The organism is Paenibacillus sp. FSL R10-2736, from assembly GCF_038000245.1.
GTDB classification, from domain to species: Bacteria; Bacillota; Bacilli; order Paenibacillales; family Paenibacillaceae; genus Paenibacillus_AQ; species Paenibacillus_AQ phytohabitans.
Genome location: NZ_JBBOBN010000001.1, coordinates 4,140,720 through 4,154,646, shown reverse-complemented (window position 1 = coordinate 4,154,646; position 13,927 = coordinate 4,140,720). Strand labels below are relative to the sequence as shown.

Below are 13,927 nucleotides of genomic sequence, written 5' to 3'. Positions count from 1 at the left end.
CGCCCCGCAGAGGTTTTGCGCGGCGGGCTTTTCTTTTACCGGCTCTGGAATTTGTGTTAAAATAGGAAGAATGAGAAATAATACGCATATAATTTATGAAAGAACAGGTGCTAATAACAATGAAACCTTTAATATATGATTTTTCTTTAGAAGAGTTGCAGCAGTGGGCCAAGGATAACGGAGAGCCGGCTTTTCGCGGCGGACAGATTTTTGACTGGCTGTATGTGAAGAGGGTCAATGATTTTGAATCCATGAGCAATCTCTCCAAGGCACTGCGCGGCAAGCTGGTGGAACAGTTCAGTATTTCGGCTCTGACCGAAATTACGAAGCTGGAATCCAAAGACGGTACTGTGAAATTCCTGTTCGGTCTGCATGATGATCATGCGATTGAGACAGTTATTATGAAGCACAATTACGGCAACAGCGTATGTGTAACTACCCAGGTGGGCTGCCGGATCGGCTGTACCTTCTGCGCGTCTACGCTTGGAGGTCTGAAGCGCGATCTGACCGCAGGGGAGATTGTAGCCCAGGTAGTGCGTTCCCAGCAGATTCTTGATGCCCGCGGCGAACGCGTCAGCAGCATTGTTATCATGGGCACCGGCGAACCTTTCGAGAACTACGACGCAACCATGAGATTCCTGCGCCTCATGATCCATGAGAAGGGTCTGAATATTGGCCAGCGCCATATTACAGTATCGACCAGCGGGATTGTGCCGAATATTTACAAGTTTGCTGACGAGGATACGCAGATCAATCTGGCGATCTCGATTCATGCGCCTAATGATACGCTCCGTTCCAAGCTGATGCCGGTTAACCGCCGCTATCCGTTTGATGATGTAATCGAGTCATTGCGCTATTATCAGGCCAAGACAGGCCGCCGGATCAGTTTCGAATATGCCTTGATCGGCGGCGTGAACGATCAGCCCGAGCATGCCGAGGAATTAGCGGGTGTGCTTAAGACCATGCTCTGCCATGTGAACCTGATTCCGGTTAACCATGTGCCTGAGCGCAAGTATGTACGGACTTCCCGCAATGATATCTTTGAATTTCAGCGTATACTGGCCGATCATGGCGTGAACGTTACGATCCGCCGTGAGCAAGGCCATGATATTGCGGCCGCATGCGGTCAGCTGCGTGCCAAACATATGGAGTTGGGGTGAGGATATTTGATCAGAACAGTTCAAGCCAGCGACATTGGCCGGGTACGTACCGTCAATGAGGATTCGGTCTGGATCGGTGCTACGCGCCACGGTTATACCCTCGGTATTATAGCCGACGGGATGGGGGGACATTTGGCTGGCGATACCGCGAGCAGGATTGCGCTGGAGACGGTCAGGAACATTCTGGACCAGCTGCAGCCTGATCTTCCGGAGGCAGAGCTGAAGGAGGCACTGTCAGCCGCCATATTGGAAGCCAATCACACGGTCCACAAAGAGGCTCAAAGCGATGAGAAATACCACAACATGGGGACTACCATCGTAGCTGCTCTACTGAAAGGGTCAGCGGGATACATCGGCCATATCGGAGACAGCAGGGCATATCTCATTCAGGACGGTGCTGCAATACAACTAACCGAGGACCATACGCTGGTCAATGAGCTGTTCAAGAACGGCCAGATCAGCCTGGAGGAGCTGGGCAGCCATCCGCGCCGTAATGTGCTGACCCGGGCTCTGGGGACGGATGCCGTGGTGTCTGCGGATCTGGCTTCTGTTACGCTTGCACTTGGGGAGCTTCTGCTGCTGTGCAGCGACGGACTCAGCAATTTCGTCAGCCCCGAGCATATGGCCAAGGTAGCCGGAATTCATGAGATTTCTCTGGAAGAAAGAGCGGATCGATTACTTCAGCTGGCTTTGCTTGCCGGCGGCAACGATAATATCAGCGTTGCTATGTTAGAACACCAAGGAGAGGCCGCAGTGCCCGAGACAAAGGAGTGGGATAGATGATCGGTCACGAATTGGGCGGCCGCTACCAAGTCATCGAACGGATCGGTGGAGGTGGCATGGCGCTCGTCTACAGAGCCCATGACATTCTGCTCAACCGGAATGTTGCTATCAAAGTATTGCGCAACCAGTTTGTGCATGATGAGGAATTCATCCGCCGGTTCCGGCGGGAGGCGCAATCAGCTGCATCGTTATCTCATCCAAATGTAGTCAGCATTTACGATGTCGGCCAGGAAGATGAAGTCCATTATATTGTTATGGAATATATTGAAGGCAAGAATCTTAACGAAATTATTAAAGAGCGGGCTCCGCTGCAGGTTGACGAATCCGTGCGGATTGCATCACAAATTTGTGATGCACTTGATCATGCGCATTTGAACCAGATTATTCACCGCGATATTAAACCTCATAATATTCTGATCGGCCGTAATGGCCGGGTTAAAGTAACGGATTTCGGGATTGCCCGGGCGGTTACGTCCACTACCATAACCCAGACGGGTTCCGTGGTCGGTTCCGTACATTATTTCTCGCCGGAGCATGCCAAAGGCGTGACCACAGGAGAGAAGTCCGACCTCTATTCTTTGGGGATCGTGCTCTATCAGATGCTTACCGGGGTGCTGCCTTTTCTGGGGGAAAGCCCGATTAGTGTAGCACTGAAGCATCTGCAGGAGGAATTTGAGGAGCCGCGCCTGCTGAATCCGCTGATTCCGCAAAGCGTGGAGAATGTAATCCTGAGATCAATGCGCAAGAATCCGGAAGAACGGTATCAGTCCGCCAAGCAAATGCTGCAGGATCTGGAGACCTGTCTGCTGCCAGAACGGCGGAGCGAGTCCAAGGTCTTATTCGATGACGAAGAGGACGAGGACAGAACGCGTGTGATTCCTGCAATCAAACCGCTCCAGCGGGGGCTGGGCAGCCGTGGCGGCGGGGGAGAGGAACGTGTCCGCAGTATGGAGGATGCTCCGCCTCCTCCACCCGGCAAGCGCAAATCGGGCCGCGCGGCGCTGTGGATCAGTCTTACCCTGATACTGCTGATCGCCATGGGCGGGGTCGTCTGGTATGTCAACTCCAAATTGTCCGTGGATGAAGTGGCGGTGCCGGTTGTTACCGGTATTTCTTTTGAGCAAGCCAAAGCTGCCCTTGAAGAGGTAGGCTTGTTCGCAGAAGAGCCGCCGGTGCAGGCATACAACCCGAATTTTGCAGAAAATATCGTCTGGAAACAGAGCAAGACTGACACGATGGTCAAGGAAGGGACGCATATTATTCTGACGGTAAGTACTGCTAAGGTACTGCCTAAGCTTAAGGATGTTTCTAATATGAGCTATGATGATGCAGTCAAGGAGCTAATTGCACTGGGAATTGCACAGGATAGAATCACTCCGGACGAACGTTTCAGTGAGGAATTTGAGAAGGGCAAAGTAATCAGCTCTGAGCCTGCAGCAAATAGTGAGTATGATCCTGAGACTGTAACGGTTAAGCTGATCGTGAGTAAGGGGAAAGAGAGCACGAATATGCCGGGCCTCCTTGGAATGACGGAGAAGGAAGCCAAAGCAGCGATTGAGAAAGCCGGCCTTGTGCTGGATGAAATTAAGGAAGAGCCAAGCTTCACGTATGAGAAGGGCATAGTCACGAAGCAGTGGGCGTATGAGGAAGGGGATCAGGTTCCCCCCGGTGAGAAAATAACCATTTACCTCAGTTCAGGTTATCCTCCGGAAGCACTGGAATATACCTTTAACGTACCGGTTGCACCAGCAGTGGACGGACAGAAGAGCAAAATCCGCATTGTCTTTGCAGATGCGCGTAATAATGGCGAGAACCAGGAGTGGGGCACACGCACAATTGGCAAAAGTCAGACCTTATCCGTGAACATGTTGCTTGCTCCCAACAAGGATGGGATGGTATCCGTATACCGGGACGGGGATTTCCTCGAGACTTATCCTATAACTTACGTGGATGTCAAGAATAATAATGTGCAGACGCCTGAACCGCCTCCGGTTCAGACACAGACACCTGAGCCGACCGTTGCACCGACCGAGACTCCGGTTGAGCCGACGATCGAACCGGAGATTCTGCCGCCGGGCAGCGGAGAGGGCGAAGAGACAGGTGCAGGTGACCAGACGGGCTTCGTACCAGGTAAAGACAACAATAATAAACTGCTTGCCGCTTCCCCTGGAAATGGCAAGGGCAAAGGCAAGGACAAGAATAAATAAAAAGAGATAAGCTTCAGCGGGGCGGTGGCAACACCATTACAGCTGGAGCGGCGAAATGACCCGGGGATATAATCTTGGGTCATTTGCGCAAAATCAGGAGAGGAAGGCTTAATATGTATGCCTGAAGGAATCATTATCAAAGCGCTGAGCGGATATTATTATGTGAAGCCGCTTAAGGATGGACTCATCGCAACGGAGGAACAGGCTATACAATGCCGGGGACGCGGAATACTGAAGAAAAGAGGAATAGCTCCTCTGGTAGGTGACCGGATTATCTATATGCTGACCGAGAACGGGGAGGGGATGGTGGATGAACTGCTCCCCCGTGATTCTGAACTGATCCGTCCGCAGGTAGCGAACGTGAAGCTGGCCGTACTGCTGTTCTCTGTACGGGAACCGGATATGAACCTCAACCTGCTGGACAAATTCCTCGTTCATATCGAGCATTCCGGACTGGACACGCTGATTGTACTGACCAAGCAGGATCTGGCGGATGATGAGGGCCAGGCTACAGAAGCAGTCAAAGCTCTCTATGAACAAATTGGCTATGAAGTAATGGTTACGAGCTCACTAAACGGATCAGGCGCCGATGAGCTGCGGAAGCGATTGGGCGGAATCATCAGTGTATTCTCAGGCCAGTCCGGCGTAGGGAAGTCAACCCTGCTGAACCGCCTCGTACCGGGCCTTGAGCTGGAGACAGGTGAAATCAGCATGCGGCTTGGCCGCGGGCGTCATACGACACGTCACGTTGAATTGATGGATATCGGGAATGGCGGTTTCGTGGCCGATACACCGGGGTTCAGCCAGCTGGACTTTCTGGAGCTGGGTGTGGATGAATTGTCCGAATGCTTCCGTGAGTTCGCTTCCTATGCGGAGAATTGCAAATTCCGCGGCTGCAGCCATCTTCACGAACCGGGCTGCAAGGTGATAGAAGCATTGCAGGCTGGAGAGATTGCGGACAGCCGCTATGAGCATTACAAGCTGTTCTACAACGAAATGAAAGATAAAAAGCGGAGGTACTAAACACATGGTTATTATTGCTCCTTCCATATTGTCAGCAGATTTTGCCGCACTTGGCGCAGAAGTCGCGGAAGCCGAAGCCAGCGGTGCGGACTGGATTCATGTAGATGTGATGGACGGTCATTTTGTGCCGAATATTACCCTGGGTCCTGCCATTGTGGCAGCGGTCAAAGCCCATACTTCCCTGCCGCTTGATGTTCATTTGATGATCGAGAATCCGGAACGGTATATTGCTGATTTTGCCGCCGCAGGGGCGGCTGTAATTACCGTCCATGCAGAAGCTTGTGTACACCTGCACCGGGTGGTTCATCAGATCAAGGAGCTCGGCCTGATGGCCGGTGTGGCGATTAATCCGGGTACTCCGGCAGCTGCTGTGCGTGAGGTTCTCGAGGATGTTGATCTGGTGCTGGTCATGACAGTGAATCCGGGGTTTGGCGGACAAGCCTTCATTCCGCGTACGCTGCATAAGATTACACAGCTTAGAGAATGGGCCGGTGAGATCAATCACAAGGGGCTGCGCATTGAGGTGGACGGAGGAATTGCCGAAGCTACAGCACCTCTCGTGGCTCAAGCAGGGGCTGATGTATTGGTAGCGGGCAATGCGGTCTTTGGACGCAGTGACCGCGCAGGTGCAATCCGGGCGATCCGCGAGGCGGCGGATGGTGCTGTCCTTTAATCGCGAGTGCTTAGGTATAGGCCAAGTTATACCCGCATAAATATGGTTACATGAGCAGAAATCTCATGTAGCCTTTTTTTGTACAATAAGGGAGGTCTGCAGTTCGTTGGCATACACATCATGACAGGATAGTCTCCTACTGCATGGCATGAATTGATGGGAGGGTTAATCATGAAATTTTACACGTTCAAGCTGCCAAGATTTTTGGGAGGTTTTGTTAAAGCGATTTTGAACACTTTTCAGAAGAGCTGAGCGAGGCAGAACAGAAAACATGAAAAAAAGCACCTTACGAATGTAAAGGGTGCTTTTTGCTTCAAATATAAGACTTTATATGCTTTGCACTATAAAGTGTCCTTCTATTTCTCGCTGAAACGGATACCGTCTATTTAAGGACGGCATGTCCGTTTCTACTTGATATGAGATATCGCTAGGTCTAGGATAATCCAAGACTAAACGCGTTCAACTTTACCGGCTTTCAAAGCACGGGTGCTGACGTACACGCGTTTCGGTTTGCCGTTCACTAGGATACGGACCTTCTGAACGTTAACTCCCCAAGAGCGACGGTTGCGGTTGTTTGCGTGAGACACGTGGTTGCCGCTGCCCGGTTTCTTGCCTGTTACTGTACATTTGCGGGACATAGATTACACCTCCTTGTTACTTACACCTGCGTAAAACAATACTTAAATATAATATCACAGCAAAATTTGCTACGTCAACCGATTCAAAAACATTTATTTCTTTAGACTCTTATAGTACAATATAAATTAGTGCATTATGTCCAGTTAATCATAGAATTGATTAGGCATGAAGTTAGGAAGGGGAATTCTCATTGAGTAAGCGTTCTATAAACGGGACAGATTTTACCGCAATGGTACTCGCCGGTGCGGAAGAGCTGCAGCAGCATGCGGAGCATGTCAATTCTTTAAATGTTTTTCCGGTTCCGGATGGAGACACGGGAACCAACATGAATTTGACGATGACCGCTGGCGCGAATGAATTGAAGAAAAATAATACTGCCTCTGTAGGCCAATGTGCAGGAGTACTCTCCAAAGGACTCTTGATGGGCGCGCGGGGGAACTCCGGCGTTATTTTGTCGCAGTTATTCAGAGGTCTTGGACGTTATGCAGCCCAATATGAAGAATTGAACACGCAGCAGTTCGCTGCAGCACTGCAGACTGGCGTTGATACAGCCTACAAAGCAGTGGTTAAACCGGTTGAAGGCACGATTCTTACCGTCGCCAAGGAAGCTGCGAGACATGCAGTGTATTATGCGCGCCGTACAACGGATGTTACTGAGCTTATGACCGAAGTATTGGCCAAAGCCAAGGAAGCGCTAGCCAATACACCTGAACTTCTGCCTGTGCTCAAGCAGGTCGGTGTTGTGGATTCCGGCGGTCAGGGTCTGGTCTACATCTATGAAGGTTTCCACCAGTATCTGACCAGCGGATCAGCCGCTGTACAGACACCTGTACAAGGACAAGCCTCAGTTCCTGCACCAATTCCTGCAGCAGTACTGACTAAACCTGAGAACGTATTGTCCTCCGTACAGTCTTCCGCCCAATCCCAGCTTTCTACGGAAGACATCGAATTTTTATATGATATGGAATTTTTCATCAACCGCCAGCTTGGCGCATCTGTGAAATCAGATTTTGATGAGGAAGTTTTTCGGAAAGCGTTGTCAGTTAACGGTGACTCCATTATCGTAATTTCGGATGATGAGACCATCAAGGTGCATGTGCACTCGAAGACTCCCGGCGAGGTGCTTAACCTGGCGCTGCTGCATGGTGAGATCACACAGATTCACATTCTTAACATGCGTGAGCAGCACCGCGATCTGTTGACAGCCGGAATGGATATTGCTCCAATGCCGGATGTATTCGCCGATATTCCGGAAGAGAAGGCCAGCGTACAGTCGCCTGCAGTTCCTCCTGCGGATGATCTGGCGCCATACGGCTTCATCGCAGTCTCTTCGGGAGATGGAATCTCTGATATCTTCCGCAGCCTTGGCGTGGATGCCATCCTGGCCGGCGGCCAGACGATGAATCCTAGCACGGAGGATTTCGTTAATGCGATATCTTCTATTTCAGCGAAGCATATCTACATTTTGCCGAATAACTCCAATATAGTACTGGCTGCGCAGCAGGCCAAGGAGCTGCTGGAAGGCGAACGTGACATCACGGTTATCCCTAGCAAGAGTATTCCCCAGGGAATCTCGGCCGCCTTTGCTTTCCAGGAAGAGGAAGCGGTAGATGCCAACACAAGCAATATGCTTGAGGCAATTGCACAGGTCAAATCGGGACAGGTTACCAATGCCGTGCGGGATACAGTCATTGAAGAGCTGGAGATCAAAGCCGGGCAGTATATCGGAATCTCGAACTCCAAGATCGTTGCTGCCGCCGATGAATTGCTTGCTGTAAGCAAGCAGCTGCTGGCTAGCATGCTGGTGAACGGTGACGAGATTGTGACGGTGCTGACAGGTGCAGATGCCGAAGCAGACGTTACGGATTCCCTCAGCACATGGCTGGAAGAAACATTCCCGCAGGTTGAAGTAGAAGTTCATGATGGAGGCCAGCCGCTGTATTACTATCTTTTCTCAGTGGAGCCATAGACATCTTAGACCTAAGCAAGCAGAGTGGATCAGCTAAATCATAGTATGGGGAGGAAATCCATGAATCGTACCGTAATCGTTACCGACAGCACTTCCGATATCCCGCCTGCCTTGGCGGATCAGTACGGCATTGAAGTCGTTCCGCTGACACTGATGTTCGGCGAAGAGGCTTTCCGGGATAATCTGGATATGACTCCGGAGCAGTTCTATGAGCGTCTTCCCCGCTCGCCGCAGTTGCCGACCACCTCACAGCCGTCGCCGGTCGAATATATGAACGTGTACCGCAGCATTCAGGAACGTTATCCGGGCAGTCCGATCCTGTCCTTCCATATCTCCTCCGGACTTAGCGGAACCTATCAATCTGCTGTCCTGGCCAAATCCATGCTGGAAGAGGAAGGGGAGTCGGTCACCGTGGTTGACTCCCTGTCCGCTTCCTACGGATTCGGGTTCATGGTAGTGGAAGCCGCTAGATTGGCCGGTCAGGGTAAGGCGCCGGAGGAAATTCTGGAGCAGGTAGAGAGTATGCGCAAGTCGCGCAAGCTGTACTTCCTGGTGGATACGCTGGAATATCTCCAGAAGGGCGGCAGAATCGGCAAAGCGTCCGCCATCCTGGGTACGCTGCTCAATATCAAACCGATCCTGTCGATCGATGCAGAAGGAATCATCTATGCGGTAGAGAAGGTTAGAGGCCGCAAGAAGGCAGTTGCCCGCATGATCGAGCTGTTCAAGGCGGATCTGCCGGGTGTGAACAAAATCAATGTGGCCGTGGGTCATACGGCTGAACCGGCTTCCGGCGAAGAATTCCTCAAGGAATTGTCCGGGCATTTCACCTTGGAAGAGAAGGTACTGACCAACATTGGACCTGTCGTAGGCAGCCATGTCGGCAACGGGACCTTAGCCGTATTCATCTGGCCCGCCTAGTATAGGGGATGAACATGGTGCTGGCTTTGGAATCAATTGAAGTGAAACAAATAACTGGCGTGAGCGCTCAAAAGCAAGGCGAGCTTCACGCCTTTGGCGTCTTTACAGTGAAGGATTTGCTGGAATACTACCCGTTCCGTTATGAGGATTTCCGGCCTAAGTCTCTTAGTGAAGTTAAGCATGGCGATAAAGCAACCGTCGTAGCTAAGGTAATCGGCATTCCGGTGCTGCAGCGCTTCGGGGGCAAATCACGTATGAGCTGCAAGATGGTGGCCGAGCCGTGGATGTTCACGGCAACATGGTTCAATCAGCATTATGCACGTGAGCAGCTGACAGTAGGCCGCGAAGTAGTATTAACCGGGAAATGGGACCAGAAACGCAATCAGATTACTGTAACCAATTATGAATTTCCGGACCGGGGAGAAGGCAAGACGGGAACCTTGCAGCCGGTGTACTCTGTAGGCGGCAAGATCACACAATCCTGGATCCGCAAAGTCATAGGCCAGGCCCTGCAGCAGTATGGAGAGCTGATTCCGGAAATCCTCCCGCACAGTATTATGCGCAAGTATGATTTCATGTCGCGTAAAAAGGCAATTGCTACGATCCACCAGCCGGAGGATACACGCGAAGGACAGCAGGGAAGGCGCAGGATGGTCTATGAGGAGCTATTCTTGTTCCAGCTCAAGGTACAGGCCTTCCGTGTACTGAACCGCGGCAGAATGGACGGTGTGGTCCATACAGTGGATAACGCCACAGTCCGCCAGTTTGTGCGGAGTCTGCCGTTTGAACTGACGGACGCCCAGAAGCATGTGGAGCTGGAGATTCTGCATGACATGCGCTCAGGGTACTGTATGAACCGGCTGCTGCAAGGGGATGTAGGCTCCGGCAAAACCGTACTGGCGGCTATTGCACTGTATGCGACCGTACGATCGGGATTTCAGGGGGCACTGATGGTGCCGACTGAGATTCTGGCCGAACAGCATATACGCTCGCTCACCAGAATGTTTGAACCGTTCGGCATTACAGTCGGTCTGCTGACCGGCAGTGTGAACGGACGCAAACGTAAGGATCTGCTGGCTTCTCTGCAGCTGGGAATGCTGGATGTGGTCGTCGGAACCCATGCCTTAATTCAGGATGATGTCTTCTTCCGCAGTCTGGGACTTGTAGTCACAGATGAGCAGCACCGGTTCGGGGTGAACCAGCGCAGTGTCCTGCGGCGCAAGGGCTATAACCCGGATGTGCTGACGATGACGGCCACCCCGATTCCGCGTACGCTGGCTATCACTGTTTTTGGCGATATGGATGTGTCTACGCTGTCCGAACGGCCAAAAGGGCGTGTACCGATTACGACCTACTGGGTGAAGCCTGATCTGATGGAGCGGGTATTGAATCTGATCAGCCGTGAGATTGACCAGGGGCGGCAGGCCTATCTGATCTGCCCGCTTATTGAGGAGTCGGAGAAGCTGGACGTGCAGAATGCGATTGATCTGCATGTTCAGATGTCGCAGGCTTTCCCGAACTATAAGGTAGGGCTGCTTCACGGGCGGATGACGCCTGCAGAGAAGGATGAAGTGATGCGTGCCTTCTACAGCAATGAGCTGCAGCTGTTAGTCTCTACTACAGTCGTAGAGGTGGGTGTGGATGTACCGAATGCCACATTGATGATCATTATGGATGCCGACCGCTTCGGCCTGTCACAGCTGCATCAGCTGCGTGGACGGGTCGGCAGAGGGGAACATGCGTCCTACTGCGTGCTGATGGCAGATCCCAAATCGGAAATTGGCAGAGAGCGGATGACGGCGATGACGGATACGGATGACGGCTTCGAGGTGTCCCGTCGTGATCTGGAGCTGCGGGGACCGGGGGATTTCTTCGGGACGAAGCAGAGCGGGCTGCCGGAATTCCGGCTGGCGGATATGACGGCTGATTTCGAGACGCTGGAGCTGGCGCGTGATGACGCTGCAGAGCTGCTGCGGGATGCCGCGTTCTGGACATCGGCGGATTATGCTCCGCTGCGCGGGTATTTGCAGCAGGAGCAAATATTCCAGGGAGATTTAATTGACTGATTAGGCACATGCGGAGACCGGCCCTCATATACTGTGAATGATTGGATATGACGGGAGGTGCTATGCTTGGGTTATCAGCAATTCGGAATCAGTCCTGCGCTGGTGGATCGCATTAAGCTGAAGATGAAGAATCCGGCGGTTAAGGAACGCATCAAGAATATGATCAACGGAATTTCCAAGCAAGAGCTGCAGGACACTGCCGTTGTGCGCAGGCTGGTGCGCAACGCTTCTGCAGTGATGAATGAGAAGCTGACGTCCTCGCAGGAAGAGCAAATTGTTAAATTTGTGATTGCCCAGAAGATTGATCCGGGCAATACCTTTCACCTGATCCGCTTATGGGGGATGTTCCGCTGAAAGAGCGGAGCCTGCCCTTGCCTGATCTAACCAAAAAGCGTTCCCGCAACTAAATGCGGGAACGCTTTTTGGTTGATCAGGGGCTGTAAGCTGTCCGCTGAATACCATCGGTCAACCTGGCGGGTGATTACGGAAGAGCGCGGAAATCCGGCTGTTCCGGGCCGCATTGATGACGATCTTACTGTCCTGGTCGCATCCGTGGACGATGGAAGCCAGCTCCTCTTCCTCCAGCCTGCTTGCCAGGCAGAAGACGGTGCCGGGCTGTCCCTCAGGACCGGTGGACCTGACGAGTTTAACTTCGCGGTCAAGTGACTGCTGGAGCCTGCGGCGGATCTCTTCACAGTTGCTGCTCGTAATCCAGACAGCCTGGGAGAGGGATAGGTCTCTTAACGAGAAGCGCAAAGCTTCAAAGGCCAGCAGGTAAGCAATGATGCTGTACATAGCCTGATCCCAGCCGAACAATGAACCGCCGAAGAGCAGAATGGCACAGTTGAACAGCATAATGCCCATTTCAGCAGATTTGGGCGGACCGCCGTTCAGCAGCCGGACTCCCTGCTTCTCGCTTCCGCTGGTAATGCCTCCGAAGCGGACAGAGATGCCAAGCCCAAAGCCAAGGCACAGTCCGCCGGCTATCGCAGCAGGCAACGGTTCGCTGGTGGCTGCAGGGAAGTGATGCAGGGCCAGTGAGCCCGCCGTCAGACAGATTAATCCAAGCATCGTATACAGGGCAAACCGGAGATTAATCTGCCTGCGCGACATTAGAATGAACGGAAGGTTGAGCAGGAACAGAAATAAGCCAAGACGCATTTCGGTTAAATGTGACAGCAGAGCAGACAATCCGGCGATTCCGCCAGGCAGCAGCTTATGCGGCATCAGGAACAGTTCCAGTCCTACAGCAGCGAGCAAGCCCCCGCCTATGACGGAGAGAAGGCGCAGTATTTTGGAATGGCGCAGGGGGGCAGCCCCTCTATATCTGATTTTCAATGGATTTCCTCCTTTCAGCAGGAAACCTGAATTTGTAGGTTCGTTTGCTATAGATAATGCGTTGTGCGCTCAAAGGATTTATTGGAAAGCCTTTACCTTATAAAGTGTGATGTGCATTTCAGCGGATACAGCAGCAGCCGCTTCAGAATGATGTAAATGATGGGGAAGAACGACACACAGAGCAGAGGCAGGGACGCTTCCGGATGAAGCGCCAGCAGGTTCTCAGGATGGGCCAGCCGCGCGGAAGGAATGTAATGGAACGTTGTGCTGTGCACCCGTACCGGCTGAGCCATTTTATGCTCATAACGCTCCAGTCTGGCATGCTGCACTTCGGAAGCCTCCTGTTCGTTCAGCAGCTGGGAAGAAGCAGCCAGAAATGTCAGGAGAAGCACCGGTATGAAGGCCGCCTTCAGCAGCTTAGAAATGGGTAAGCGCGCTAGATATGTCATCAAGAGAACACCTCCTTACTGTATATTGTAGTTAAAGCATAACATAGGATTCTGGGCAGGACCAAACTTCCGGCGCTGTTTTTTTGGGATAAATATCATGAAAATACGAAACCGGAGCCGATACACCGCGTATTCTCTAGTAAAATGAACATTTTATAATTATTTTTACCAAAGGAGCGTTTAATTTGCATAAAGAGGGCATTTTTAACGGATTTCTGAATTCGGCTGTAGCCAGTTCCTCTCGCGGCTTCTTCTCCGAAGGGCCATATTTATTACAGCTTGTGCTGCTGCTGATCGCAGTTTTTGTTGCTTACACAATTGCCAGAGCCCTGAAGATCTGGATGACCAATAATGCCAGTCCGCTCGAGTCGAGGGTGGCGACAGCTGTTACGAAACGCACAGAGGTCTGGGGCGGCAGAGGGCATGCGGGCACACACACCAGCTACTATGTAACCTTTGAATTCCAGAACGGGAGCCGGAGGGAGCTGGAGGTGAAGGCCAAAGCGTATGGTCTGATCGTTGAGGGTGACAGGGGCGAGCTGTCCACCAAGGGGACCCGGTTCAAAGGATTTGCCCGTTCGGGCAGGCGTAACCTTTGATAAATCTACATATGTTTTTAGAATTCTCCTGCTATTTTTGGGTAAAACTCCATATAAGGGTTTGAACTAAATAAATTATAGAAGGAGCGGATGACTTGAA

14 protein-coding genes are annotated in these 13,927 nt (G+C 51.9%); 11 read left to right on the top strand and 3 right to left on the bottom strand.

Annotated elements, in window-relative coordinates; genetic code table 11:
* Window positions 1-119 precede the first annotated feature (119 nt).
* From rlmN to spoVM, 6 genes are all read left to right on the top strand, one after another.
* On the top strand, window positions 120-1,160 hold the full coding sequence (rlmN, locus tag NSQ73_RS18040) for a 23S rRNA (adenine(2503)-C(2))-methyltransferase RlmN (RefSeq protein ID WP_042136599.1): 1,041 nt from the start codon (window positions 120-122) through the stop codon (window positions 1,158-1,160).
* 6 nt (window positions 1,161-1,166) lie between these two features.
* Window positions 1,167-1,943, top strand: coding sequence for a Stp1/IreP family PP2C-type Ser/Thr phosphatase (locus NSQ73_RS18035; protein ID WP_039298018.1), 777 nt, complete (start codon window positions 1,167-1,169; stop codon window positions 1,941-1,943).
* Window positions 1,940-4,150, top strand: a complete 2,211-nt coding sequence (gene pknB / locus NSQ73_RS18030; RefSeq protein ID WP_340987525.1) for a Stk1 family PASTA domain-containing Ser/Thr kinase — start codon at window positions 1,940-1,942, stop codon at window positions 4,148-4,150. Before NSQ73_RS18035 ends, pknB begins: the two co-directional genes overlap by 4 nt.
* Window positions 4,151-4,267: 117 nt before the next feature.
* A complete protein-coding gene (gene rsgA, locus NSQ73_RS18025) occupies window positions 4,268-5,173 on the top strand; it encodes a ribosome small subunit-dependent GTPase A (RefSeq protein ID WP_340987524.1) in 906 nt (301 codons plus the stop codon).
* A 4-nt stretch (window positions 5,174-5,177) separates the two neighbouring features.
* Complete coding sequence (rpe, locus tag NSQ73_RS18020) at window positions 5,178-5,846, top strand: ribulose-phosphate 3-epimerase (RefSeq protein ID WP_039298023.1); 669 nt, start codon at window positions 5,178-5,180, stop codon at window positions 5,844-5,846.
* Window positions 5,847-6,017: 171 nt separating this feature from the next.
* A complete protein-coding gene (gene spoVM / locus NSQ73_RS18015) occupies window positions 6,018-6,098 on the top strand; it encodes a stage V sporulation protein SpoVM (protein WP_020431362.1) in 81 nt (26 codons plus the stop codon).
* A 197-nt stretch (window positions 6,099-6,295) separates the two neighbouring features.
* On the opposite strand, the gene rpmB is transcribed toward spoVM, so the two are convergent.
* On the bottom strand, window positions 6,296-6,484 hold the full coding sequence (rpmB, locus tag NSQ73_RS18010) for a 50S ribosomal protein L28 (RefSeq protein WP_019911441.1): 189 nt from the start codon (window positions 6,482-6,484) through the stop codon (window positions 6,296-6,298).
* A 191-nt stretch (window positions 6,485-6,675) separates the two neighbouring features.
* On the opposite strand from rpmB, the gene NSQ73_RS18005 reads away from it, so the two are divergent.
* From NSQ73_RS18005 to NSQ73_RS17990, 4 genes are all read left to right on the top strand, one after another.
* On the top strand, window positions 6,676-8,454 hold the full coding sequence (locus NSQ73_RS18005; RefSeq protein WP_340987523.1) for a DAK2 domain-containing protein: 1,779 nt from the start codon (window positions 6,676-6,678) through the stop codon (window positions 8,452-8,454).
* Window positions 8,455-8,514: 60 nt separating this feature from the next.
* Window positions 8,515-9,375: a DegV family protein gene (locus NSQ73_RS18000; protein WP_340987522.1), complete on the top strand. Its 861-nt coding sequence runs from the start codon at window positions 8,515-8,517 to the stop codon at window positions 9,373-9,375.
* A 14-nt stretch (window positions 9,376-9,389) separates the two neighbouring features.
* Entirely contained in the window at window positions 9,390-11,441 is a 2,052-nt protein-coding gene (recG, locus tag NSQ73_RS17995; protein ID WP_076245456.1) for an ATP-dependent DNA helicase RecG, read from the top strand.
* A gap of 66 nt (window positions 11,442-11,507) precedes the next feature.
* Window positions 11,508-11,795 carry a stage VI sporulation protein F gene (locus NSQ73_RS17990; RefSeq protein ID WP_039298036.1) on the top strand — a complete coding sequence of 96 codons (288 nt, stop codon included), beginning with the start codon at window positions 11,508-11,510 and terminating at the stop codon, window positions 11,793-11,795.
* Between the two features lie 111 nt (window positions 11,796-11,906).
* On the opposite strand, the gene NSQ73_RS17985 is transcribed toward NSQ73_RS17990, so the two are convergent.
* Both NSQ73_RS17985 and NSQ73_RS17980 read right to left on the bottom strand, forming a co-directional pair.
* Window positions 11,907-12,779 carry a YitT family protein gene (locus NSQ73_RS17985; protein WP_042136610.1) on the bottom strand — a complete coding sequence of 291 codons (873 nt, stop codon included), beginning with the start codon at window positions 12,777-12,779 and terminating at the stop codon, window positions 11,907-11,909.
* A gap of 92 nt (window positions 12,780-12,871) precedes the next feature.
* Complete coding sequence (locus NSQ73_RS17980) at window positions 12,872-13,231, bottom strand: hypothetical protein (RefSeq protein ID WP_197074362.1); 360 nt, start codon at window positions 13,229-13,231, stop codon at window positions 12,872-12,874.
* A 182-nt stretch (window positions 13,232-13,413) separates the two neighbouring features.
* Here NSQ73_RS17980 and NSQ73_RS17975 point away from each other — a divergent pair, with 182 nt between their 5' ends.
* Window positions 13,414-13,827: a DUF2500 domain-containing protein gene (locus NSQ73_RS17975; RefSeq protein ID WP_340987521.1), complete on the top strand. Its 414-nt coding sequence runs from the start codon at window positions 13,414-13,416 to the stop codon at window positions 13,825-13,827.
* The last annotated feature ends 100 nt before the right edge of the window (window positions 13,828-13,927 follow it).